The organism is Microbacterium sp. Ld4 (assembly GCF_045066555.1).
In the GTDB taxonomy this organism is placed as follows: domain Bacteria; phylum Actinomycetota; class Actinomycetes; order Actinomycetales; family Microbacteriaceae; genus Microbacterium.
Genome location: NZ_JBISHE010000009.1, coordinates 222,293 through 244,704, shown reverse-complemented (window position 1 = coordinate 244,704; position 22,412 = coordinate 222,293). Strand labels below are relative to the sequence as shown.

Annotated in this window: 26 protein-coding genes; 13 read left to right on the top strand and 13 right to left on the bottom strand. The window is 70.3% G+C overall.

All coding sequences use genetic code 11. The features are described from left to right. Positions 1–29 precede the first annotated feature (29 nt). Genes ACJJV7_RS05245 through ACJJV7_RS05230 form a run of 4 tightly spaced genes read right to left on the bottom strand, consistent with a single transcriptional unit; the run spans position 30 to position 1,860 of the window. Positions 30–863, bottom strand: a complete 834-nt coding sequence (locus ACJJV7_RS05245) for an SURF1 family protein (RefSeq protein ID WP_405372731.1) — start codon at positions 861–863, stop codon at positions 30–32. Then, positions 860–1,063: a hypothetical protein gene (locus tag ACJJV7_RS05240; RefSeq protein ID WP_405372732.1), complete on the bottom strand. Its 204-nt coding sequence runs from the start codon at positions 1,061–1,063 to the stop codon at positions 860–862. Before ACJJV7_RS05240 ends, ACJJV7_RS05245 begins: the two co-directional genes overlap by 4 nt. Further along, positions 1,060–1,410, bottom strand: coding sequence for a DUF3099 domain-containing protein (locus tag ACJJV7_RS05235; RefSeq protein ID WP_405372733.1), 351 nt, complete (start codon positions 1,408–1,410; stop codon positions 1,060–1,062). The genes ACJJV7_RS05240 and ACJJV7_RS05235 overlap by 4 nt, the downstream gene beginning before the upstream one ends. 18 nt (positions 1,411–1,428) lie before the next feature. Further along, positions 1,429–1,860, bottom strand: coding sequence for a DUF4190 domain-containing protein (locus tag ACJJV7_RS05230; RefSeq protein WP_405372734.1), 432 nt, complete (start codon positions 1,858–1,860; stop codon positions 1,429–1,431). A gap of 109 nt (positions 1,861–1,969) precedes the next feature. Here ACJJV7_RS05230 and fabG point away from each other — a divergent pair, with 109 nt between their 5' ends. Next, positions 1,970–2,680 carry a 3-oxoacyl-ACP reductase FabG gene (gene fabG, locus ACJJV7_RS05225; RefSeq protein ID WP_405372735.1) on the top strand — a complete coding sequence of 237 codons (711 nt, stop codon included), beginning with the start codon at positions 1,970–1,972 and terminating at the stop codon, positions 2,678–2,680. Between the two features lie 43 nt (positions 2,681–2,723). On the opposite strand, the gene ACJJV7_RS05220 is transcribed toward fabG, so the two are convergent. Beyond that, positions 2,724–3,416, bottom strand: a complete 693-nt coding sequence (locus ACJJV7_RS05220) for an alpha/beta fold hydrolase (protein ID WP_405372736.1) — start codon at positions 3,414–3,416, stop codon at positions 2,724–2,726. A gap of 43 nt (positions 3,417–3,459) precedes the next feature. Next, entirely contained in the window at positions 3,460–4,095 is a 636-nt protein-coding gene (gene serB, locus ACJJV7_RS05215; RefSeq protein ID WP_405372737.1) for a phosphoserine phosphatase SerB, read from the bottom strand. Positions 4,096–4,249: 154 nt separating this feature from the next. On the opposite strand from serB, the gene ACJJV7_RS05210 reads away from it, so the two are divergent. Next, positions 4,250–4,843 (top strand): fasciclin domain-containing protein, encoded by a 594-nt coding sequence (locus ACJJV7_RS05210; protein WP_405372738.1) that lies wholly within the window; start codon positions 4,250–4,252, stop codon positions 4,841–4,843. A gap of 54 nt (positions 4,844–4,897) precedes the next feature. On the opposite strand, the gene ACJJV7_RS05205 is transcribed toward ACJJV7_RS05210, so the two are convergent. Further along, positions 4,898–6,142, bottom strand: coding sequence for a glucose-1-phosphate adenylyltransferase (locus tag ACJJV7_RS05205; protein ID WP_405372739.1), 1,245 nt, complete (start codon positions 6,140–6,142; stop codon positions 4,898–4,900). 77 nt (positions 6,143–6,219) lie between these two features. Here ACJJV7_RS05205 and glgA point away from each other — a divergent pair, with 77 nt between their 5' ends. The 3 genes from glgA to ACJJV7_RS05190 all read left to right on the top strand — a co-directional run bounded on the left by glgA (position 6,220) and on the right by ACJJV7_RS05190 (position 8,541). After that, positions 6,220–7,413: a glycogen synthase gene (gene glgA, locus ACJJV7_RS05200; RefSeq protein WP_405372740.1), complete on the top strand. Its 1,194-nt coding sequence runs from the start codon at positions 6,220–6,222 to the stop codon at positions 7,411–7,413. 10 nt (positions 7,414–7,423) lie between these two features. Further along, complete coding sequence (locus ACJJV7_RS05195) at positions 7,424–8,209, top strand: ABC transporter ATP-binding protein (RefSeq protein WP_405372741.1); 786 nt, start codon at positions 7,424–7,426, stop codon at positions 8,207–8,209. An 80-nt stretch (positions 8,210–8,289) separates the two neighbouring features. After that, entirely contained in the window at positions 8,290–8,541 is a 252-nt protein-coding gene (locus ACJJV7_RS05190; protein ID WP_405372742.1) for a type B 50S ribosomal protein L31, read from the top strand. 88 nt (positions 8,542–8,629) lie between these two features. On the opposite strand, the gene ACJJV7_RS05185 is transcribed toward ACJJV7_RS05190, so the two are convergent. Then, positions 8,630–9,439 (bottom strand): exonuclease domain-containing protein, encoded by an 810-nt coding sequence (locus ACJJV7_RS05185; RefSeq protein ID WP_405372743.1) that lies wholly within the window; start codon positions 9,437–9,439, stop codon positions 8,630–8,632. 65 nt (positions 9,440–9,504) lie between these two features. On the opposite strand from ACJJV7_RS05185, the gene ACJJV7_RS05180 reads away from it, so the two are divergent. Beyond that, a complete protein-coding gene (locus tag ACJJV7_RS05180) occupies positions 9,505–10,404 on the top strand; it encodes an alpha/beta fold hydrolase (protein WP_405372744.1) in 900 nt (299 codons plus the stop codon). On the opposite strand, the gene ACJJV7_RS05175 is transcribed toward ACJJV7_RS05180, so the two are convergent. Next, complete coding sequence (locus ACJJV7_RS05175) at positions 10,364–10,921, bottom strand: CGNR zinc finger domain-containing protein (protein WP_405372745.1); 558 nt, start codon at positions 10,919–10,921, stop codon at positions 10,364–10,366. The two genes, ACJJV7_RS05180 and ACJJV7_RS05175, sit on opposite strands and share 41 nt — an antisense overlap. An 86-nt stretch (positions 10,922–11,007) precedes the next feature. Between ACJJV7_RS05175 and ACJJV7_RS05170 the strand changes: the two genes are divergently transcribed. Beyond that, positions 11,008–12,015 carry an EamA family transporter gene (locus ACJJV7_RS05170; protein ID WP_405372746.1) on the top strand — a complete coding sequence of 336 codons (1,008 nt, stop codon included), beginning with the start codon at positions 11,008–11,010 and terminating at the stop codon, positions 12,013–12,015. Here ACJJV7_RS05170 and ACJJV7_RS05165 read toward each other — a convergent pair. Beyond that, positions 11,963–12,436: an Lrp/AsnC family transcriptional regulator gene (locus ACJJV7_RS05165; RefSeq protein WP_405372747.1), complete on the bottom strand. Its 474-nt coding sequence runs from the start codon at positions 12,434–12,436 to the stop codon at positions 11,963–11,965. The genes ACJJV7_RS05170 and ACJJV7_RS05165 overlap by 53 nt on opposite strands. Positions 12,437–12,613: 177 nt before the next feature. Here ACJJV7_RS05165 and pdhA point away from each other — a divergent pair, with 177 nt between their 5' ends. Genes pdhA through ACJJV7_RS05145 form a run of 4 tightly spaced genes read left to right on the top strand, consistent with a single transcriptional unit; the run spans position 12,614 to position 17,230 of the window. Then, complete coding sequence (gene pdhA / locus ACJJV7_RS05160) at positions 12,614–13,738, top strand: pyruvate dehydrogenase (acetyl-transferring) E1 component subunit alpha (RefSeq protein WP_405372748.1); 1,125 nt, start codon at positions 12,614–12,616, stop codon at positions 13,736–13,738. Beyond that, the gene (locus tag ACJJV7_RS05155) at positions 13,735–14,745 is read left to right on the top strand and encodes an alpha-ketoacid dehydrogenase subunit beta (protein ID WP_405372749.1); all 1,011 of its coding nucleotides are present in this window, start codon (positions 13,735–13,737) and stop codon (positions 14,743–14,745) included. Before pdhA ends, ACJJV7_RS05155 begins: the two co-directional genes overlap by 4 nt. Beyond that, positions 14,742–16,070, top strand: a complete 1,329-nt coding sequence (locus tag ACJJV7_RS05150) for a dihydrolipoamide acetyltransferase family protein (RefSeq protein ID WP_405372750.1) — start codon at positions 14,742–14,744, stop codon at positions 16,068–16,070. The genes ACJJV7_RS05155 and ACJJV7_RS05150 overlap by 4 nt, the downstream gene beginning before the upstream one ends. Continuing rightward, positions 16,067–17,230 (top strand): acyl-CoA dehydrogenase family protein, encoded by a 1,164-nt coding sequence (locus tag ACJJV7_RS05145; RefSeq protein ID WP_405372751.1) that lies wholly within the window; start codon positions 16,067–16,069, stop codon positions 17,228–17,230. The genes ACJJV7_RS05150 and ACJJV7_RS05145 overlap by 4 nt, the downstream gene beginning before the upstream one ends. A 9-nt stretch (positions 17,231–17,239) precedes the next feature. On the opposite strand, the gene ACJJV7_RS05140 is transcribed toward ACJJV7_RS05145, so the two are convergent. Both ACJJV7_RS05140 and ACJJV7_RS05135 read right to left on the bottom strand, forming a co-directional pair. Next, positions 17,240–17,848 (bottom strand): histidine phosphatase family protein, encoded by a 609-nt coding sequence (locus ACJJV7_RS05140; RefSeq protein ID WP_405372752.1) that lies wholly within the window; start codon positions 17,846–17,848, stop codon positions 17,240–17,242. A gap of 44 nt (positions 17,849–17,892) precedes the next feature. Then, the gene (locus ACJJV7_RS05135; RefSeq protein WP_405372753.1) at positions 17,893–18,744 is read right to left on the bottom strand and encodes a Sir2 family NAD-dependent protein deacetylase; all 852 of its coding nucleotides are present in this window, start codon (positions 18,742–18,744) and stop codon (positions 17,893–17,895) included. Positions 18,745–18,846: 102 nt separating this feature from the next. On the opposite strand from ACJJV7_RS05135, the gene ACJJV7_RS05130 reads away from it, so the two are divergent. Continuing rightward, complete coding sequence (locus tag ACJJV7_RS05130) at positions 18,847–19,638, top strand: TrmH family RNA methyltransferase (protein ID WP_405372754.1); 792 nt, start codon at positions 18,847–18,849, stop codon at positions 19,636–19,638. A gap of 12 nt (positions 19,639–19,650) precedes the next feature. On the opposite strand, the gene ACJJV7_RS05125 is transcribed toward ACJJV7_RS05130, so the two are convergent. Then, positions 19,651–20,499, bottom strand: coding sequence for an SGNH/GDSL hydrolase family protein (locus ACJJV7_RS05125; protein ID WP_405372755.1), 849 nt, complete (start codon positions 20,497–20,499; stop codon positions 19,651–19,653). A gap of 53 nt (positions 20,500–20,552) precedes the next feature. Here ACJJV7_RS05125 and ACJJV7_RS05120 point away from each other — a divergent pair, with 53 nt between their 5' ends. After that, positions 20,553–22,379, top strand: coding sequence for a DEAD/DEAH box helicase (locus tag ACJJV7_RS05120; protein WP_405372756.1), 1,827 nt, complete (start codon positions 20,553–20,555; stop codon positions 22,377–22,379). Positions 22,380–22,412 lie beyond the last annotated feature (33 nt).

Here is a 22,412-nt window from a genome sequence, read left to right as displayed (position 1 = left end):
GTCGTGCGCGCGGCGTTCCCCGGCTGACGTCAATGCGTGTCGAGCAGTTCGTCCTCGGCCTGCATGTCGCGGTCGCGGCGGGCCACCTTCGGCGCGCGCTCCCGGAGGCCGGCTTCGACTTCGGCATCCTCGCGGCGGTGCTTGCGCTCGGTGGCGATCATGTACCAGATGAAGGCGAACCCCATCACGGCGAACAGGATCCACTGGATCGCGTAGGACAGGTGCGGACCGGGGTCCTCGGACGGGGCCTCGAGGGCATTGGGGCGCTCTGCGGCGGCCGGGTCCTCCTCGCTCATCAGCACGTAGGCATCGGTGACCGTGGCCCCGCCCCCGCCGATCGTGTCGGAGATGAGCGGCAGATCGATCGTCGCCACCTGGCCGTCCGGGGCCGAGCGTCCGTTGCGCGCCCGCATCTCACCCGGCTGCAGGCGTCCTGTCACCGTGACCTCGCCCGAGGGCGGCGCGGGAACGACGTCGGGTTCGGGTCGGTCCTTGCCCGGCGGCACCCAGCCGCGGTCGACGATGACGATGCGGCCGTCGTCGGTGCGGAACGGCACGAGAACCTCGAAAGCGCTCGTCCCGCCGCGGGGGCGGTTGCGGACCAGGAGGGTGTCCTCCGCGACGTACTCACCCGTCATCGCGACCGGGCGCCATTCGTCATCGGCGTCGAAGGCGGAGCCGACCGGGATCAGGGCGTCGAGGGCGACGGCATCCTGCTCATAGTTCGCCGCGACGATCGCCAGTTCGGCGTCTCGTTCGGCCCCTCGGGCGAACTGCCAGTTCGAGAGCATCACGCAGGCGATCGCGAAGATCACCGCGACGGCCACGTATCCGCTCCATCGGAGCGCGGTCCTGCCTCTCATACCGCGTCTGCTCCGTCGAATCGGGCCACCCGTACGGGGAACGAACGGGTGGCGAGGTAGTCGCGCAGGAACTCCACGTGGGCATCGCATGCCGCCCACACCTTCTGGCGGTCGGCGGCATGGATGCGGGGATTGCGCCAGATCACCTGCCAGGCGGCAAGGTCACGGCATCCGGCACGGGAGCACTGCGCGTCGGTCACGGCGCCTCGCGCGGGGGAGTCTCCTGGATGCGGAAGACGCCGTCGCCCACCACAGGGGCGGCGGCGGGTTCCGTGGAGGGGGCGTCGATCTCCCGCATCGGCTTCTCGGCGACCGCGGCGGCAGGGGCAGAGCTCACGTTGCCCGCGACCATCGCGAGGTAGGGGAGCACGGCCGCGCCGGCTGCGAAGACCCATGTGTACCAGCCGTAGGGCGTGACCGTCACCATGAGCACGAAGCAGACGACGCGGATGGTCATCATGATGAAGTACTTGCGGGTGCGCGCCCGGGCGTCGTCTTCCGGCGCGGTGGCGATCGATGTCGCGGACTGCGGCGGAGGGGTCTTCATGCGACGAGACGTGGGGTATCAGCTCCCGATGGTGGTGGTGGACGCGACGGTCCCGGCGATGAAGAGGAACCAGGCGATGACGGCGACAGTCCCGAGCACGTAGAAAGCGAGGCTGATCCAGCCGATGATCGTGCCTGCGAGGGCCATTCCCCGGCCTCCCTCCTGGGAGGTCTGGATCGCCCGGAGCGACATGTGACCGGTGATCACGGCCACGATCGACCCGAGGAAGGGGAGAAGCGACAGTCCGGCGATACCGGCGACGAGCGAGATGATCGCCAGCGCGTTCGTCGGGCGTGCGGGGGCGTAGCCGTAGCCGCCGCCATAGCCCTGAGTCGCGTAGCCCGGCGCGGGATACGCGGGTCCGGAGTACTGCGGCGGCGCCGCGGGCGGCATGATCGGGGAGGCGGGCTGAGCCTGCTGCCCCCCGGTGGTGTTCGTCGCGTCGCTCACTGACGTCTCCTTCTCGCGGGTGTGCTTCCAGAGTACCCGCCTGCGCCCGCCGCCCGGCGGTTGCGGAGATAGGCTGAGGCGGTTCCGTGCACCCCGATGAAGGAGCTTCATGTCCACCGAACGCGTCGTGCTCGTCACCGGAGGAAACCGGGGAATCGGGCGAGCCATCGCCGAGAGATTCGTCGCCGACGGCTACCGTGTCGCCGTGACGGCGCGATCGGGCGAAGGGCCCGAGGGGACCCTCACGGTGCGGGCGGATGTCACCGATGCTGCTGCGCTCGACGCGGCCTACAGCGAGGTCGAGCAGAAGCTCGGGCCGGTCGCGATCGTCGTCGCCAACGCGGGCGTCACCAAGGACACGCTGCTCCTGCGCATGACCGAAGACGACTTCGACTCCGTCGTCGCGACCAACCTCGGCGGCGCGTTCCGCGTCGTCAAGCGCGCGGCGAAAGGGATGCTGCGCGCGAAGTGGGGTCGGGTCATCCTCATCTCCTCCGTGGTGGGTCTGTACGGCTCCGCCGGACAGATCAACTACTCCTCGTCGAAAAGCGCGCTCGTGGGTTTCGCGCGCTCCCTGACCCGAGAGCTCGGATCGCGCGCGATCACCGCCAACGTCGTCGCCCCCGGCTTCATCGAGACCGACATGACCGCCGCGCTGCCGGCCGACACCCAGGTGGAGTACAAGAAGAACATCCCCGCCGGTCGTTTCGGCTCGGCCGAGGAGGTGGCCGCGGTCGTGGCCTGGCTCGCTTCGGACGACGCCGCCTACATCTCGGGCGCCGTGGTGCCCGTCGACGGCGGTCTCGGGATGGGGCACTGACCGCGCGATCCGCGGACGCCCCCGCTGCCGTCCGCGCCCGGGGTCAGGGCAGGGCGGCCACGATCGCGTCCGCGAGGCGCCCGGGCTGGGAGAACTGCGGCCAGTGACCGGTTCCGAGCTTCACGATGCGCGCCGACGCGATCGCTGAGAACTCCGCGGCGAAGTCGCCCCAGGCCGACACCATCCCGCGGAACCCCGGGTCGTCGACGCCTCCCATGAGGAGCGTCACCGGGACGGCGTGACGCCGGACGCCCGCGAGCGGGAGCGGGCTACTCGGCACGCGTGCGGGCACCGACCGGGCGAGCGACGCCGTGCGCGCCCGCGTGGCGGCGTCGAGATCGGCGGTGTCGTCGGCGTCGAAGAAGTCCCACCCCGGGAAAGGCACGACCCCGTCGACCACCGGGAACTCCGAGATGTCAGCGCCGGGCGGCGGCGGAGTCGTGTCGACGAAGATGACGTGCGCGACCCGATCTGCCCGGGCTTCGGCCGCGCCCCAGGCGACATTGCCGCCGCCGCTGTGCCCGACGAGCACGACGGGGCCTTCATGCGCATCGACCTCTGCGACCACCGCGTCGACCCAGTCGGAGATTCCGATGTCGCCCGACGCGGATGCCGCCTCGCCGACGCCCGGAAGCGTCAGGGCGCGGACGCGATGGCCCGCCGACTGCAGGGCCGGCACGACGTCGTCCCACGAGCGTGCATCGAGCCAGAGCCCGGGGATGAGGATGATGTCCATGGCGCGAGCGTACGCGCGGGCGGCGACACCGGCTACCGCGTGGTCAGGGGAGCAGCGGGATGATCTCGGCGAGATCGACCGGTCCCACGACGAGGTCGGCACGCCGCCGGACGGCGGGCTTCGCGTTGAACGCGATCCCGAGTCCGGCCGCGGCCATCATCCGCAGGTCATTGGCTCCGTCGCCGATGGCGATGGTCCGAGGGAGGGGGATGCCGTGCGCGCCGGCCCACTCAACCAGCGAGGCCGCTTTCGCCTCGGCATCCACAATGTCACCGTCCACGAACCCGGTCAGGGATCCGCCGGAGGACGCGAGCCGGTTGGCGCGCCACAGGTCGACGCCGAGGCCCGGTGCGATCGTGTCGAGAATCTCGTGGAAGCCCCCGGAGACGACGGCGGCGATCCCGCCGCGGCGGTGGATCGCCGCGATGAGCTCGCTCGCCCCCGGCGTCGGCTCCACGCGCGAGCGCACCCGGTCGAAGGCGTCCACCGGGACACCGGCGAGCTCGGCGACGCGCGAGCGCAGACTGGCGGCGAAGTCGACCTCTCCCCGCATGGCAGCCTCGGTCGCCGCGGCCACCTCGGCTCCTCGGCCCGCCTCATCGGCGATCAGTTCGATGACCTCATTGCGGAGGAGGGTGGAATCGGCGTCGAAGACGACGAGGAAGCGGGCGTCAGGCACGTCCTCCACGCTAGCGGCTGACACCCGGGGGCCACGCTCACCGGCTGCACGGATCGGCCGGAGCTGCATCCACCGGGGCCCGTCGACCGGAAGACATCTTCAGCGCCCGTCACATCCGCCGGGCGCAGCCGTTCTCATCCAAGGAGCGAACACCATGAACAAGAAGCTCGGAATCGCTGTCGCCGCCGTCGTCACGGGGGCCCTGGCCTTCACCGCGTCACCGGCATCAGCGCACCAGGCGCCGAAGCCTGTCGGAACGATCGTCGACGTCGCCGTCGCCGCGTCCGGCGGGGGCACGCCCGACGCCAATGGAGCGGACTACGACCTGCTCGTCCAGGCGGTCATCGCGACCGGGCTGGACGACACCCTCGGTGACCCGGAGGGGACCTTCACGGTCTTCGCGCCGAACGACCGCGCGTTCATCCGCCTCGTGACCGACCTGACCGGCACCGCGCCGGCCTCGGAGAGTGCGGCTCTCACCGCCATCACCTCGACGTTCACGACCGATGAGATCAGCGACATCCTGCTCTACCACGTCGTCGCGGGCAAGAAGCTCTCACCCATCAAGGTGGTGCTGTCGAGGTCGCTGGAGATGGCGAACGGGGGAGTGGTCAAGCCCCGGGGCGTCGTCTTGAAGGATGAGACCTCGTCGCTGAAGAACCCGAAGCTGGTGCTTCGCGGCCTCAACATCCCGGCGTCGAACGGCGTGATCCACACCATCGACCGGGTTCTCGTCCCGAGCTCCTGATCGGACCCCCTGTCCACCGTCGGTGCGGTGGGCAGGGGACCCGCCCAGTGCGTGTCAGGCCCGGATGCGGACGTTCTTCCCGACCACGGTCAGCCCGCTGTCGGTCACGGTGAATCCCCGGGACAGGTCGAGTTCGCGGTCGACGCCGACCGTCGCGCCGGGCTCGAGGACGACGTTCTTGTCGAGGATCGCCCGGTGCACCCGCGCCCCAGCGCCCACGCTGACGTAGTCGAAGAGCACCGAGTCGGTGATGGTCGATCCGCCTCCGGACAGCGTCCACGGGCCGAGGACGCTCCGCTCGAGGTGCGTGCCCGACAGGACACATCCGAGCGAGACGATCGAGTCGATGGCGTTGCCGATGCGTCCGACCCCGTCGCGCACGAACTTGGCCGGCGGCGAGTTCACCGACTGCGAGCGGATCGGCCAGTCGGTGTTGTACAGGTTGAAGATCGGCAGCGCCGAGATCAGGTCCATGTGGGCGTCGAAGAACGAGTCGATCGTTCCGACGTCGCGCCAGTAGTCCCGGTCGCGATCGGTCGAGCCGGGCACGTCGTTGCGCTTGAAGTCGTAGACGGCGGCCTCGCCGCGGTTCACGAAGTAGGGGATGATGTCGCCGCCCATGTCGTGGTTCGACGTCGGCAGCTCACCGTCGGCTTCGACGGCCTCGATGAGCGCGTCGGTGTCGAAGACGTAGTTACCCATCGACGCGAGGACCTCGCCCGGGCTGTCGACCAGACCGGTCGGGTTCTGCGGCTTCTCGAGGAAGTCCCGGATCGTGATCCCGTCGGTGGGATCGACATCGATCACGCCGAACTGGTCGGCCAGCCCGATGGGCTGACGGATGCCGGCGACCGACGCACGCGCCCCGGAGGCGATGTGCGCGTCGATCATCTGCTGGAAGTCCATGCGGTAGACGTGATCGGCACCGATCACGGCGACGATGTCGGGCTTCTCGTCGTGGATGAGGTTCAGCGACTGCAGGATCGCGTCGGCCGAGCCCGAGAACCACCGCTTGCCGAGCCGCTGCTGTGCGGGGACGGACGTCACGTAGGCCCCGAGCAGTGCCGACATGCGCCAGGTCTGGGAGACATGGCGGTCGAGGCTGTGGGATTTGTACTGGGTGAGGACGACGATCTGACGCAGTTCCGAATTGATGAGGTTCGAGATGGCGAAGTCGATGAGTCGGTACTGACCCCCGAACGGCACTGCGGGCTTGGCTCGATCCTGCGTGAGGGGCATGAGGCGCTTGCCCTCGCCACCGGCGAGAACGATCCCGAGGACCTTGGGCGATGCTGGCATGTGCCCACACTATGCGGCCGGAGGACGACGGGGCCAGGACTATGGCTCGGTGTTGCGCGTGTACTAGCGTTCGTGCCATGCGTGTCGACATCGTCTCCAAGGAGTATCCGCCCGAGGTCTACGGCGGTGCGGGGGTCCATGTCACCGAACTGGTCCGGGCGCTCCGCACCCGTCTCGAGGTGCAGGTCAGAGCCTTCGGCGAGGGCCGTGACGAGCCGGGGACCACCTCGTACCGCGTTCCCGCCGAGCTCGGAGCTGCCAACGCCGCGCTCCAGACACTCGGCACCGACCTCGAGATCGTCGGAGACATCGCCGGCGCCGATGTCGTGCACAGTCACACCTGGTACGCGAACTTCGCCGGCTTCCTCGCGTCGCTGCTGCACGGCATCCCGCACATCGTGACGGCCCACTCGCTGGAGCCCCTCCGGCCGTGGAAGGCCGAGCAGCTCGGCGGCGGCTATGCCGTGTCGAGCTATGTCGAGAAGACGGCGTACGAGAACGCCGCCGCGATCGTGGCGGTGAGTGACGGCATGCGGCGCGACATCCTCCGCAGCTACCCCGCGCTCGACCCAGAGAAGGTGCGGGTCATCTACAACGGGATCGACGTCGACGCGTGGGCTCCGCGCGAGGACCCTGCGGTGCTCGAGCGGTTCGGCATCGACCCCGCGAAGCCCTCGGTGGTGTTCGTCGGCCGCATCACCCGCCAGAAGGGGCTCCCGTACTTCCTGCGGGCCGCCGAACGACTCCCCGCCGACGTGCAGGTCGTCCTCTGCGCGGGCGCGCCGGACACCCCCGAGATCATGGCCGAGGTGCAGGAGCTCGTCCGGGAGCTCCAGAAGACGCGACAGGGAGTCGTCTGGATCGAGGACTTCCTTCCGCGGCCCGACCTGTGCGCCATCCTCACCTCGGCGACCACTTTCGTCTGCCCCTCCGTCTACGAGCCCCTCGGCATCGTCAATCTCGAGGCGATGGCCTGCGGCGCGGCGGTCGTGGGCACGGCGACCGGTGGCATCCCGGAGGTCGTCGTCGACGGCGTGACGGGGCGACTCGTCCCGATCGAGCAGTCCGACGACGGCACCGGCACGCCGGTGGACCCCGAGCGCTTCGTGGCCGACCTCGCCGCGACCCTCACCGAGGTCACCTCCGACCCGGAGCGTGCGCGCGCCTATGGCGCAGCCGGGCGCGAACGGGCGGCGACCGCGTTCAGCTGGGAGGCGATCGCCGACGCCACGGCGGCGCTGTACCGCGAGGTGGCCGCCACCGGCCGATAGGCTGGGGGCCATGCCTCAGGTCCTCGAACTCGCCGACGTCGTCGTCCGCCGCAACGCCCGAAACATCGTCGACGGGATCGACTGGACGGTCGACGCCGACCAGCGGTGGGCCGTCCTCGGGCCCAACGGCGCCGGCAAGACGACGATCCTGCAGCTCGCTGCCACGCTCATCCACCCGACCTCGGGCGCGGTGACCGTCCTGGATGAGCGGCTCGGCCGGACGGACGTGTTCGACCTGCGTCCCCGGATCGGCTTCGCGTCGTCCGCGATGGCCAAACGGGTGCCCCAGGACGAGGCCGTCATCGACGTCGTCCTGACGGCCGCCTACTCCGTGACCGGCCGCTGGCGCGAGGACTACGAGCCCATCGACGAGCGCCGTGCGCGTCGCGTGCTGGGGGAGTGGGGTCTCGCCGATCTCGCCGATCGCACGTTCGGCACCCTGTCCGACGGTGAGCAGAAGCGGGTGCAGATCGCCCGCGCGGTCATGACCGACCCCGAGCTGCTGCTCCTCGACGAGCCGACGGCGAGCCTCGACCTGGGCGCCCGCGAGGAGCTGCTCACTCTGCTGGGCGGCTATGCGCGCGAGGAGACCACTCCGGCGATGATCATGGTCACGCATCACGTCGAGGAGATCCCGGTCGGGTTCACCCACGTGCTCCTGCTCCGCGAGGGCGGCGTCGTCGCGCAGGGGCCGCTCGCGGACACTCTCACCGAGGAGAACCTGACGGCCGCCTTCGGCCTGCCCATCGCACTGACGTCGGTGGACGGCCGGTTCGCCGCACGCGCGGCATCCTGATAGAATCTCTCGTTGGTGCGATCGCGCCGCAGACTTTCACCCGCCCCTGGCAAAATCCAGGGCATTTCGTGAGGAACCCAATGAAGACTGACATCCACCCCGAGTACAAGGCCGTTGTTTTCCGCGACCTGGGCTCCGGCGAGACCTTCCTGACCCGTTCGACGGTCTCGAGCGACAAGACGATCGAGCTGGACGGCGAGACCTACCCGGTCATCGACGTCGAAATCTCGTCCGCTTCGCACCCGTTCTACACGGGCAAGCAGCGCATCATGGACTCGGCCGGCCGCGTCGAGAAGTTCAACCAGCGCTTCAAGAACTTCGGCAGCAAGTAAGCCGCTCCTCGAAAGCCCCGCTTCGGCGGGGCTTTCGTCGTTCCAGGACGGCGGATGCCTCGCGGCCCAATGACCGGTCCGCCCGCGGTCATCTGATCGGCCAGCTGCTGTCGAGCGCATCCTCGGGGTCGAGGCGGCCGATCTTCACGAAGTATTCCGTGAGGCTCTCGGCTTGCGCGCGCGCCCAGGAGATCTGCTGGTCGTGCAGGTCGCTCGGCGTGACCTGCAGGCCGAACCGCGCCGCGATCGCCTGCGCGACGCGGCCGGCGGCGACGGCGTCGGCGGCGGCGTCGTGCGCACCCTCCAGCGTCACGGCATAATGCGCTGCGACGACCTCGAGCGTGCGTTTGCCGCGACGGTACCGGTCGTAGGTCTTGTCGATGACCAGGGGGTCGATCACCGGCGACGGGGAGGCGATGTGCGCGACGCCGTGCCGGAGGCCCTCGTACTTGAGCATGGAGAAGTCGAAGGGGGCGTTGTAGGCGACGACGGGGATGCCGCGGTCGAGCAGCTCGCGCAGGGCCCCGGTCACCTCGGCGATGACCTCGCCCGCGGGCCTGCCGTGCATACGGGCGTGCTCCGTGGTGATCCCGTGCACGGACGTCGCGCCCTGGGGGATGTCGACGCCGGGGTCGGCGATCCAGCTGCGAGCCGACAGAACGAGGCCCGCCGGGTCGAGAAGACCCACGTGCGCCGTGACGATCCGGTCCTGCCGCACATCGATCCCCGTCGTCTCGAGGTCGAAGACGCCGATCGGCCCGGTTCCCACCGGAACGTGGGGGTCGTGCGGGAAAGAGGATGCCGGCTCCGGCGAGCTGATCACCGCTGGCGTCACGTCGGCCGCGTCGTCATCCCACGCTCCGTCGTCCCAGAGCGGGGTCGGCTGCCAGGTCACCACGTCTCGACGGTAGCGGCGACCGCAGACATCCGGTCGAGGACGCGCCGCGCTCGTAGACTCGTCGGGTGAGCGCACCGCATCCCTACGCCGACCGTCTCGCCGCGATCCCGGTCGGGCGGCACGAGATCGAGGTCGCGGGCACGCGGACGGCCTACTGGGTCTACGGCCGAGCTGACGCCGACATCACGATCATCGCCGTGCACGGGTTCCGCGGTGAGCACCACGGGCTCGAGCCCATCGTCGCCTTCCTCGACGGCATCCGCGTCGTGTCGCCTGATCTCCCCGGGTTCGGGGAGACGTCGCCGTTCGCCGATCGGGCGCACGACCTCGACGGGTACGCCTCGTGGCTCACCGCGTTCGCGGAGCAGGTCGCCCCGGGCGCGGTCATCCTCGGTCACTCCTTCGGATCGATCGTGGCCTCCGCCGCGGTGGCGCGGGGGCTCGAGACGCCGAAGCTCATCCTGATCAACCCGATCGGCGCGCCCGCTCTCGAGGGGCCCCGCGGCATCCTGACGCGCCTCGCGATCTTCTACTACTGGGCCGGGGCGACCCTCCCGGGCTTCCTCGGAGCGGCGATCCTCCGCAATCGGCTCATCGTCCGGGCGACGAGCATCGCGATGGCGAAGACGAAGGATCGTGCGCTCCGGGCGTTCATCCACGACCAGCACGACACCTACTTCTCGCGGTTCGCCGACCGCGACACGTTGCACGAGGCGTTCGTGACGTCGGTGTCCAACGATGTCCGCGCCGCCGCCCGAACGATCTCGCAGCCGACCCTGCTGATCGCCGCGGAGCGCGACGACATCACGCCGCTGGCCGCCCAGGACGAGCTGCAGCGCATGTTCGACGATGCCGACTTGGTCGTCATCCCCGATGTCGGTCACCTGATCCACTACGAGACGCCGCGCGAGGCGGCATCCGCGGTCACTCGCTTTCTTCGGCCTTCCGGCGCCGGTACGCGTTGACGTTCATGCGATTGCCGCAGTTGCCGGTGTCGCAATAGCGCTTCGAGCCGTTCTTGGAGTAGTCGATGTAGACCGCCGTGCAGTCGTCGGCAGCGCACACCCGGACCCGGTCGAAGCTGTCCGATCGGATGACGTCGACGAAGGCCATCGCGACCTCCACCACGATGCGGGTGGCAAGGGGCGCGCTGTCGTCTGTCGCGTGGATGTGCCAGTCGTAGTCGTCGTGGATGACCAGCTGCGGAAGGGCGCCGCCTTCGCGGAGCATCGCGTTGACGATGGGGACGGCGGCGACGCGGTCGCCGGTCCAGAGCTCGCGGAGACGGGCGCGTACTCCTCGGAGCTCCGACAGCTCCACCTCGTCGCCGCGGACGACGCCGGTGTAGGGGAACTCGGCGAGGAACGCCGCCAGATCATCCAGGGAGGCGAGGGCATCGACCCCTTCGGGAGCCGTCTCGGGCAGCGAGTTGACCAGTGCCGTGGCGGCACGGAGGGACAGCTCGGTGTCACGAATGAACATGTAGTTGACTCCTGACTGAGGGACGGGCTACTGTCACGAGTGTAAACGCCATTGGCTCCTGACACTCACTCTGGCAAGGACTTCCCATGACCCGCTCGGTCGTCACCCCCCGCCCGCCGGCTCCGGCAGAGCACACGCAACCGCCGTTCCGGGTGCGGGGACTCGTCCTCGCGGTCGTCAGTGCGCTGACCTTCTCCGTCAGCGGACCGATCGCCAAGCCGCTGTTCGACACCGGCTGGTCGCTCGCCGCCGTGCTGATCCTGCGCATGTCGATCGCCGGCCTCGTGCTGTCGCCCGCTCTCGTGACGACCCTCCGGCGTCACCCCGGGTTCGTGCGGCGGCACTGGCTCTCGATCGTCGCCTTCGGGCTCATCCCGGTCGCGGGATGCCAGCTGTTCTACTTCTCCGCGATGCAGCGGATGCCGGTCGCGGTCGCCCTGCTGATCCAGTACCTGGCACCGGTCCTGCTCGTCGGCTTCGTCTGGCTGCGGACCCGCGTGGCGCCGTCGCGGGCGGTGCTCGCCGGATCGGTGGTCGCCATCGTCGGACTCGTGCTGGTGGTCGACATCGCGGGCGCCCGCTTCGACGCGCTCGGCACGGCGTTCGCCCTCGCTGCGGCGATCTGCGTCTGCGTCTACTTCGTGATGAGCGAGCGCACCGGGCCCGACCTGCCGCCCCTCGCCCTGGCCGCGGGCGGACTGCTCGTCGGGGCCGCGGCGATCGGCGTCATGTCTCTCATCGGCTTCCTGCCGTTCGAGGCGCCTCTCGTCACCGGCGCGGGAGCAATAGCGATCGACGGGCTGCTGCCGCTCCTCGTGATCGGCGTCTGCACGGCGGCGGGCTATTCGCTCGGCGTGATCGCCGTGCCGATGATCGGCTCGCGGCTCGCCTCGTTCGTGGGCCTGTCGGAAGTCCTCTTCGCCCTCATGTTCGCCTGGATCCTCCTCGCCGAGGCGCCGGCGCCGATCCAGTTCGCGGGCGGCGCGCTCATTCTCGCCGGTGTCGTCCTGGTTCGGCTCGACGGCAGGGCGGCGCCGGTGGTCAGCGGGCCCGCCGAGCCTCTGCCAAGAGAGGTCGGACCCGGTATCCGATGACCTCGCCCATGGCGAGGGACGTCTCGGTGCGCTCGACCCCGTCGATCGCGAGGATGCGGGCGTCGACGTCGAAGAGGTGCTGCGTGTCGAGCGCGGCGACGCGCACGAGCAGGTCGATCGGTCCGCTCAGCCCGTGACATTGCACGACCTCGGGGATCAGCTCGAGCTCGGTCGTGATGCGGGGCAGGTCGGCCTGACGAACCTGCACCTGGAGGATCGCGTCGATCGTGTACCCGAGGGCGGCGGGCGACATGGCGCGCTCGAAGGACAAGAAGACGCCCGACCGGTCGAGCTTGGCCATCCGGGCCTGGACGGTGTTCCGCGACAGGCCGAGGCGATCGGCGAGCGCGACGACCGTGGCGCGGTGATCCTCCGCCAGGGCGTTGAGGAGCTCGAGATCGACGTGGTCCAGGGCGCTCATAGTGCGAAACCCTAGCAGGACACACCCGGGGCACTTGGGCATCCTGCTCACTTGGTGTCTGAATGCTTGAGCGAGGTGCGATGTCGGCATAGTGTCGGCCGCATCCGGCGACGATGCCGGTGTTCTGCGCCGGTCGCCTGTCCACAAGACGTGCGGCCGTGACCAGAGAGGACGATGATGACCGACACCCTCACCTCCGCCGCCTCGCGGTCGACCGATACGGACGATGTCGCCCGGCTGCTCGATCACGACGGGAACCGGGTCGCCGACGAGCGGCTCGACCCCTGGGTCGCCGACGTCGATGCGGCGATGCTCCGCCAGCTCTACCGCGACATGGCGCTCACGCGGCGACTCGACGCCGAGGGCGTCGCCCTGCAGCGCCAGGGGCATCTCGGCCTCTGGGCGCCCGCACAGGGGCAGGAAGCCGTTCAGATCGGTACCGCCTGGGCCTGCCACGACGACGACTTCCTCTTCCCGAGCTATCGCGAGATCGGCATCGAGCTCGTGCGCGGCGTGACGCCGGCCGACTTCGTCATGGTGTGGCACGGCGCCCAGCACTCGACGTACGACCCGTATGCCGTGCACGTCGCCAACCCGCAGATCATCATCGGCGCCCAGAGCCTCCACGCCGTCGGTTACGCGATGGGCATCCAGCGCGACGGCGGCGACCAGATCGCGGCGGCCTACTTCGGCGACGGCGCGAGCAGCCAGGGCGATGTGAACGAGGCCATGATCTTCGCCTCTTCGTACTCGAGCCCGGTGGTGTTCGTCTGCTCGAACAACCAGTGGGCGATCTCGGAGCCCGTCACGGTGCAGTCGCGGTACCCGATCGCGGGTCGGGCGCCCGGGTTCGGCATCCCCAGCATGCGGGTCGACGGCAACGACGTCCTCGCCTGCGTCGCGGCGATGCGCTGGGCCGCCGATCACGCTCGGAGCGGTCGGGGGCCGGCCTTCCTCGAAGCGGTGACCTACCGGGTCGGCCCCCACACGACGTCGGATGACCCGACACGGTACCGGGATGCCGCCGAGGTCGAGTACTGGCGGGCGCGAGACCCGCTCACCCGCGTGGAGACCTATCTGCGGCGCGGCGGCGCGTTCGATGACGCGTTCCTCGACGGCGTGCGCGCGGATGCCGACAGGTTCACCGCCGCGATGCGCGCGGCCGTCGTGGACGCCGCCCCGCCCGCACCCCTCTCGATGTTCGACCACGTCTACGCGGAACCGCACATCGGCGTCGAGGAGGAGCGCGCGGCGACGGCGGCCTACCTCAGCGGCTTCGCACCGGCGGAGGACCGCTCATGACGACGCTCACCCTCGGCAAGGCGCTGACCGCCGGCATCCGTCGTGCGATGACCGACGACGAGCGCGTCCTCATCATGGGCGAGGACATCGGCGCCCTCGGCGGCGTGTTCCGCATCACCGATGGTCTTCTCGACGAGTTCGGTCCGCGCCGGGTCATCGACACGCCGCTCGCCGAGTCCGGCATCGTCGGCACCGCGGTGGGGCTGGCATTCCGCGGTTTCCGGCCGGTCGTCGAGATCCAGTTCGACGGGTTCGTCTACCCGGCCTTCGACCAGATCGTCAGCCAGGTCGCAAAGCTGCACTACCGCACCCGGGGCCGCGTGAAGATGCCGCTGACCATCCGGATCCCGTGGGCGGGCGGCGTCGGAGCCGCCGAGCACCACTCGGAGTCTCCGGAGGCGTACTTCGTGCACACCGCAGGGCTCCGGGTCGTCGCGGTGTCGAACCCCCAAGACGCCTACACGATGCTCAGGCAGGCGATCGCGTCGGACGATCCGGTGATCTTCCTCGAGCCGAAACGGCTCTACCACGCCAAGGGCGAGGTGGACCTCGACGGTGATGTGGCCGACGCCGCACCGCTCGGCCTCGCCCGCGTCGTCCGGGCGGGCACCGACGTCACGGTGGTCACCTACGGCGCGCAGGTCACCGCCGCGCTCGATGCGGCCCTCGCCGCCGAGGACGAAGGCGTCTCCCTCGAGGTGATCGACCTCCGATCGATCTCCCCGATCGACTACGCCACCGTGGCGGCATCGGTCCGCCGCACAGGGCGCGTCGTCGTCACCCACGAGGCGTCCCGCGAGGCGGGGGTGGCGGCAGAGATCGTCGCCAGCATCACCGAGAGGTGCTTCACCTATCTCGAAGCCCCGCCTGTCCGCGTGACCGGGCACGACATCCCGTACCCGCCCGCGAAGCTCGAGCAGTACCACCTGCCTGATCTCGACCGGATCCTCGACGCCGTCGACCGGGTCCTCGGGCGTCCGCACAGCCTGTCGGAGGTGACCGCATGAGCACCGACTTCCGGCTCCCCGACCTGGGGGAGGGCCTCCGCGAGGCGGAGATCGTGCAGTGGCACGTCGGCGCAGGCGACGTCGTCGCCCTGAACCAGCCGATCGCCGACGTCGAGACGGCCAAGGCGATCGTCGAGCTGCCGTCGCCCTTCGCGGGAACCGTGCACGCCCTGCGCCATGAGGCGGGCGATGTCGTCGCGGTCGGCGAGGTGCTCATCTCCTTCGACGTTGCCGGTGAGCCGGTCGCCGCCGAACCGGTGACCGAGCACGCCGCCCCCGAGAAGCGCGAGCCGAATCTCGTCGGCTACGGCGCGATGCCGCGATCGGCCGGGAGGCCGCAGCGCCGCGCCCGCAGCGGCGGCACGGGGCCCGTCGCCGACACGGCGGTGCGGGAGGCCGCGCCTCATGACGCCATCGCCGAGCAGGCCCCCGAGCGCGAGCCGAGCGAGCGGCCGCGCTCGACTCCGCCCGTCCGCGCGCTGGCCGCCCGCCTCGGCGTCGATCTCGACCTCGTCGCCGCCGGAGGGGTGGGCGGCGTCATCACCCGGGCCGACGTCGAGGCCTACGCCTCGCGCACCGCCGCGCCCCCGTCCCCGTCGCACGCCGCGCCGGGGCCGAGCCGTGAGCGCGAGGAGCGGATCCCGATCCGCGGGGTGCGCAAGCACACGGCCGAGGCGATGGTGCGTTCGGCCTTCACCGCGCCGCACGCCTCGACCTTCCTCACCGTCGACGTCACGGCATCCGTGGAACTCGTCGAGAGCCTTCGAGCCGATCGGCGCCTGGCCTCGCACCGCATCGGGATCATGGTGCTCGCCGCCAAGGCCGTATGCCTCGCGCTAGGACGCGCGTCCGACCTCAACTCCCACTGGGACGAGGCCGCCGGGGAGATCGTGCGGTACCGCTACGTCAACCTCGGGATCGCCGCGGCCACCGATCGCGGCCTCGTCGTGCCCTCGGTGAAGGATGCCGAGCGGCTCACGCTCCCGGAGCTCGCGGACGCGATCCGCACCCTCGCCGACACAGCCCGCGAAGCGAAGGCCACCCCGGAGGACCTCGCCGGCGGGACCTTCTCGATCACGAACTTCGGCGTCTTCGGCGTCGACGCGGGAACCCCGATCCTCGTTCCCGGGCAGGCGGCCATCCTCGGGCTCGGGGCATTGCGGAGGCAGCCCTGGGAGCACCGGGGCGACATCGCGCTCCGCGACGTCCTGACCCTCAGCCTCTCGTTCGACCACCGCCTGGTCGACGGCGCCGAAGCGGCGCGATTCCTCACCGACGTGGCCGACGTGCTGCGCGAACCCGGAAGGGCCATGGTGCTCGCATGAATGTGCAGCTCTCTTCGTACGATCTGACCGACGAGCAGCAGGAGCTGGCCGCCATGGTGCGCGGGTTCGCCGACGAGGTGATCGCCCCCGTGTCCTACGAGGCCGACCGCACGAAGACCCTGCCGCTCGACGTCGTCGCCCAGATGGGCGACATGGGGCTGTTCGGGCTGCCCTTCCCGGAGGACGTGGGCGGTCAGGGCGGCGACTATGTCGCTCTGGGTCTCGCCATCGAGGCGATCGCGCGCGTCGACCAGTCGCTGGCGATCACGCTCGAAGCGGGCGTCAGCCTGGGCGCCATGCCCGTCTTCCGCTTCGGGACGGCCGAGCAGCGCGCCGAGTACCTGCCCGACCTCCTCGCCGGCCGCGCGCTCGCCGGATTCGGACTCACCGAGCCCGAGGCGGGCTCCGATGCCGGCGCCACCCGGACCACGGCCAGGCTCGAGGGTGAGGAGTGGGTGATCGACGGGGCGAAGCAGTTCATCACCAACTCGGGAACCGACATCACGCGCTTCGTCACGGTGACCGCGGTGACGGGGGAGACGAGCGGCAAGCGCGAGGTGTCGACGATCATCGTGCCGTCGGGAACCCCCGGGTTCACGGTCGGGCCGGCGTACGACAAGGTGGGCTGGCACGCCAGCGACACCCACCCGCTCACCTTCCAGGGCGTCCGGGTGCCGGCATCCGCTCTGCTCGGCGAGCGCGGCCGGGGCTTCGCCAACTTCCTCCACATCCTCGACGAGGGGCGCGTGGCGATCGCCGCGCTCGCGACCGGCGCGGCCGAGGGATGTCTCGAGGCGGCCGTCGACTACGCGCAGAGCCGCATCGTGTTCGGGGAGCGACTCGGCACGCGGCAGAGCATCCAGTTCATGCTCGCCCGGATGCAGCAGCGCGTCCATGTGGCACGGCTCGCCTGGCTGCATGCGGCACGTCTGCGCGATGCCGGCCGACCGTTCAAGACGGAGGCGGCGATCGCGAAGCTGACCGCCAGCGACGCCGCGATGGACAACGCCCGCGATGCGACGCAGATCTTCGGCGGGAACGGGTTCATCAACGAATACCCCGTGGCTCGTCACTTCCGCGACTCGAAGATCCTCGAGGTGGGTGAGGGCACCACCGAGGTGCAGCTGCTCGTGATCGCGCGGGCGCTCGGGGTGGCCTGAGCGGAGGAGTCAGACGGGCACGACGGCAGAGGCGATCACCCGGAGGCGGTCGCGCTCGACGAGGAGGGTGTGCCGGGAGCCGTTGCGGAGCTTGACGCCGTCCTCGGGGAAGGCGCCGGCGGTGGCGTGGCGGAGCACCGCGCGGATGAGTCCGCCGTGCGCGACGACGATGATCTCCGGAGCACGTGGAGCCGTCGCACGGCGCGCATCGGCGACCAGGCGCCGGATGCCGTCGATCGCCCGCACGGTCACGGCATCCCACTCCTCGGCATTCGGGATCACGGCGGTGTTCCATGGACCCCACCGGTCCAGGAACTCGGTGTCCGTGACGCCCTCGGCGTCGCCGTAGGCCCGTTCGCGAAGTGCGGGATAGGTGCGCGGCCCCTCGATGCCCAGGACCTCGCCGATGATCTCCGCCGTCTCGCGCGCGCGCGACAGATCGCTCGAGGCGAGGAAGACGGGCACGTCGTGGTCTCGGGGGAGTTCGGCGATCTCGAGCGCCGCCGCGCGAGCCTGAGCGCGACCGGTGTCGTTGAGGGGGATGTCGGTGGAGCCCTGGATCCTGCGGTGCAGGTTCCAGTCGGTCTCGCCGTGGCGCACGAGGGTGAGAGTGGTCACCCATCGAGCCTAAGCGGGTGCCGCCCGGTCGAGCGCCGCCCGGATCATCCGGCAGGTGTGAGGGCGCGGGTGAGCGCGGCGAGCACCTCGGATGTGCCCGCGTCGACTTTGACGGTCGCCCGGCCATCGCCCCGCGTCGCACCGCGATTGACGATCACGACGGGCAGCCGGCGGCGACGTGCACGCTCGAGGAGGCGGATGCCGGAGTTCACGACCAGCGAGGATCCGGCGATCAGCAGAGCGGAGCTCGACTGGACGAGCTGCTCGGCTTCGCGGAATTTGTCGGTCGGGATGTACTCGCCGAAGAAGACGACCTCGGGCTTCAGCGTGCCGTCGCAGACCGAGCACGTGGGGACGACGAAGGCGTCGCCCGCCGACGGAGCGACGTCGCCGTCGGGGCCGAGCTCGACGTTCTCGGGCACGGTGATCCACGGGTTGTCCGCCTCGATGCGGAAGGCCAGGTCGCGCCGGTCGAAGACCTGGCCGCAGTGAAGGCACGACACGCGCCGCATGGTGCCGTGGAGCTCGACAACGCGCCGGCTGCCGGCGCGGAGGTGGAGTCCGTCGACGTTCTGCGTGATGACGCCTGAGGCCACGCCCGAGCGCTCGAGCTCGGCGAGCGCATAGTGCCCCGCGTTCGGGTTCGCCGCCGAGAACGCCCGCCAGCCGAGGTGGCTCCCCACCCAGTAACGGCGCCGCGAGGCGTCGTCGGCGAGGAATTCCTGCGCCGTCATCGGGGTCCGGACCGGGGCGCCCTGGCCGCGGTAGTCCGGGATGCCTGAGTCGGTCGACACCCCCGCACCCGTCAGGACCGCGATCCGGTGACCGGCGAGCACCTCGACGGCGCGCTCGATGGTCGCCGACGCGTCGGCATCCCCTTGCGCCAGCGTGCTCATACGACCTCCCGGTGACTCCCCGTGCTGCACCGAGCCTACGCCGTCGGGTTTCTCCGAAAGGTCGGTCCGGGAGGTCTCCGGCGGTCGTGACAGCATGGGACCGTGACCACCGAATGGATCGACGATCCCACCGATCCGCGCGTAGCCGACTTCCGCGATCTCACCGATCTGGAACTCCGACGGGTGAGCGAACCGGCCGGCGGCCTGTACATCGCGGAGTCCCCGAAGGTCATCGAGCGCGCGATCGCCGCCGGGCATCGGCCGAGGTCGATCCTCGTCCAGGAGAAGTGGCTGGCAGACGCCGAGGCCCTCGCCGGAGACGCGCCCATCTACGTCGTCAGCGATGTCGTCACCCAACAGCTGACGGGCTACGCCGTGCATCGAGGCGCTCTCGCCGCAATGCACCGCCCCGCGCTGCCCGCCGTCTCCGAGCTGATCGCCGGCGCCCGACTCGTGGTGATCCTCGACGACATCGGCGATCACACCAACGTCGGGGCCGCCTTCCGCGCGGCCGCCGGGCTCGGCGCAGATGCCGTGCTGGTCACGCCCCGCTGCGCCGACCCGCTCTACCGGCGGAGCGTGCGGGTGAGCATGGGCACGGTCTTCCAGGTTCCCTGGACGCGGATGCCGGGATGGCTCGACGCGAAGCCGATGCTCGCCGAGGCCGGCATCCACATCGCCGCTCTCGCCCTGACCGACGGTGCCGTCCCACTCGAGGACTTCGCATCCGCCCGCCCGGATCACGTCGGCGTCGTCGTCGGGTCGGAGGGGGACGGCCTATCGCGTCAGGCGCTCGCCGCCGCCGACACGATCGTCACGATCCCGATGTCCCGCGGGGTCGACTCGCTCAACGTCGCGGCCGCGACGGCCGTCGCCCTCTGGGCCCTGCGCTGAGACGCGACCGGATCAGAGCGCGTCGTCGGGCGTGCGGTACGACACGGGCATGGCTTCGGGCCGCTTCGCGGTGATGAGATCGCCCGAGGACTGGTGGCGCAGGCGGCGGAGGACCCAGGGGACGAAGTGGTCCTTCGCCCAGACGAGGTCGTTCGCGCGGGCCGAGCGCCAGGTGATACCCGGGAGGGGGTCGGGCTGCATCGGCTGGAGGTCGTTCAAGACGTTGAGCGAGCGCAGCACCATGCGGGCCACCTCGTGGTGACCGAGGGAGTTCATGTGGAGACGGTCGTCGTCGAAGAACCGCATGTCCTGGATCTCTTTGAGCGCCCACTGATCGGCCACGATGCAGTCGTACCGGTCGGCGATCGCGCGGATGTTCTCGTTGTAGATCGCGATCCGCCCCCGAAGGCCGCGGAAGACCGGTGTGAACTCGGTGTCCACGCCGGTGAAGATCACGACGGTCGCGCCCTGCGAGGCCAGGCGCTCGACGGCGCCCTCGAAGACCACGGCGACCGCGTCGGGGTCGCCGCCGGGACGGAGCACGTCGTTGCCGCCCGCCGAGAAGGTGATGAGGTCGGCCCTCAGGGCGAGCGCGGGCTCGACCTGGGTCTCCACGATCTGTCGGATCAGGCGTCCGCGCACCGCGAGGTTGGCGTAGGCGAAGTCGTTCACCTGCGACGACAGAACCTCTGCCACGCGGTCCGCCCAGCCGCGGTGCCCGCCGGGGAGTGCGGGCTCGGGGTCGCCGATCCCCTCGGTGAACGAGTCGCCCAGCGAGACCATGCGACGCCAGGGGTGCACGGTCTGATTCGGGACGTACGGTGACCGGTTCTCGTCGTTGACGGGTTCGTTCTTGCGCATCAGTCCTCCGCTTCGAGGCTACCTGTCGGAAGGAACATCTATCGTTGTCCCTCGTGACAGCGGAACAGGACACGCACTTCGGCAGCTTCGCCGCAGAGCATCTCTCGCCCGCCTTCCCGCAGCGTGCCCCGTGGGGAACCGCCCAGAACCTGCGTGCGTGGCAGGCCGAAGCACTCGAGCAGTACTTCGAGATGGAGGGGCCCGACGGCGTCGGCGGCGGCCCGCGCGACTTCCTCGCCGCCGCGACGCCGGGCGCCGGAAAGACAACCTTCGCGCTCCGCCTGGCGAGCGAGCTGCTGCGCCGGAACATCATCGACCGCATCGTGGTCGTCGCGCCCACCGAGCATCTGAAGACCCAGTGGGCGGATGCCGCGGCGCGGGTCTCCATCCGGCTCGACCCCCGCTTCTCGAACAAGCACTACGCCCCGGCGCGGCATTACCACGGCGTCGCCGTCACCTACGCGCAGGTCGCGGTCAAGGCATCCGTGCACGAGAGGCTCGTCCTCGACTCGCGCGTGCTCGTGATCCTCGACGAGGTCCACCACGGCGGCGACGCCCTCAGCTGGGGCGATGCCCTCCGCGAGGCGTACGGACGCGCTACCCGCCGGTTGCTCCTGTCGGGTACGCCGTTCCGCAGCGACACCGCGCCCATTCCGTTCGTGGAGTATCACCCGAACGACAAGGGCATCCGGATCTCCCGGACCGACTACAACTACGGCTACGGGCGTGCGCTCGCGGACGGTGTCGTGCGTCCGGTGCTCTTCCACGTGTACGCCGGCCAGATGCGGTGGCGCACGAAGGCGGGCGACGAGTACGAGGCGCACCTCGGTCAGGACAACACGAAGGACATCAACTCGCAGGCCTGGCGGACCGCGCTCGATCCACAGGGCGACTGGATCCCCGCGGTGCTGGGCTCCGCCGACCGGCGGCTCTCGGAGGTGCGGCAGGACGTCCCCGACGCGGGCGGCCTGGTGATCGCGACCGATCAGACGGCTGCGCGCGCCTACGCGGCGATCCTCCGCGACATCACCGGCGAATCGCCGACCGTCGTCCTCTCGGATGACAAGGCGGCGTCAGGCAACATCGAGAAGTTCGCGCAGTCGACCTCCCGCTGGATGGTTGCGGTGCGCATGGTGTCGGAGGGCGTCGACGTGCCGCGTCTGGCCATCGGGGTCTACGCGACGAGCGCCTCGACGCCGCTGTTCTTCGCCCAGGCCATCGGCCGCTTCGTGCGCGCCCGGCGCCGCGGCGAAGCGGCATCCATCTTCCTTCCCAACGTGCCGCAGCTCCTCGCGCTGGCGAACGAGATGGAGCGCGAACGCGACCACGCCCTCGACCGCGAGAGCTCGGATGAGGACGGGCTGGAGGACGCGCTGCTCGCGGAGGCGGAGCAGGAGGACAAGGCGTCCGACGCGCTGACGGAGGAGTTCAGCTACCAGGCGCTCGGCTCGGTCGCCCACTTCGACCGCGTCCTCTACGACGGCAAGGAGTTCGGCGAGCTCGCCGTGCCGGGAAGCCTCGAGGAGGAGGAGTTCCTGGGGATCCCGGGCCTGCTCGAACCCGAGCACGTCCACGAGCTGCTGATGCAGCGCCAGTCGCGTCAGACCCGCCACCGCCACGCCCGCGAGGCGGGGGAGAAGGCCAGCGGAACGCCGTCCGAAGATGCGGCGACGCTGCCTCCCGCGCTGCACCGCACCCTCCGCGAGCAGCGTCAGCTCCTCAACAGCCTCGTCGGCCTCTACGCCCGGCAGAGCGGCGAACCGCACGGCTCGGTCCACGCCGAGCTTCGCCGCGTCTGCGGCGGCCCGGAGGTGGCGCGGGCGACGGTGGCGCAGCTGCAGGCACGCATCGACGTGCTCCGCCGGCGCGTGCACTCATGATCCGCTGAGCGCTGACCGCTGAGCGCCGAGCGC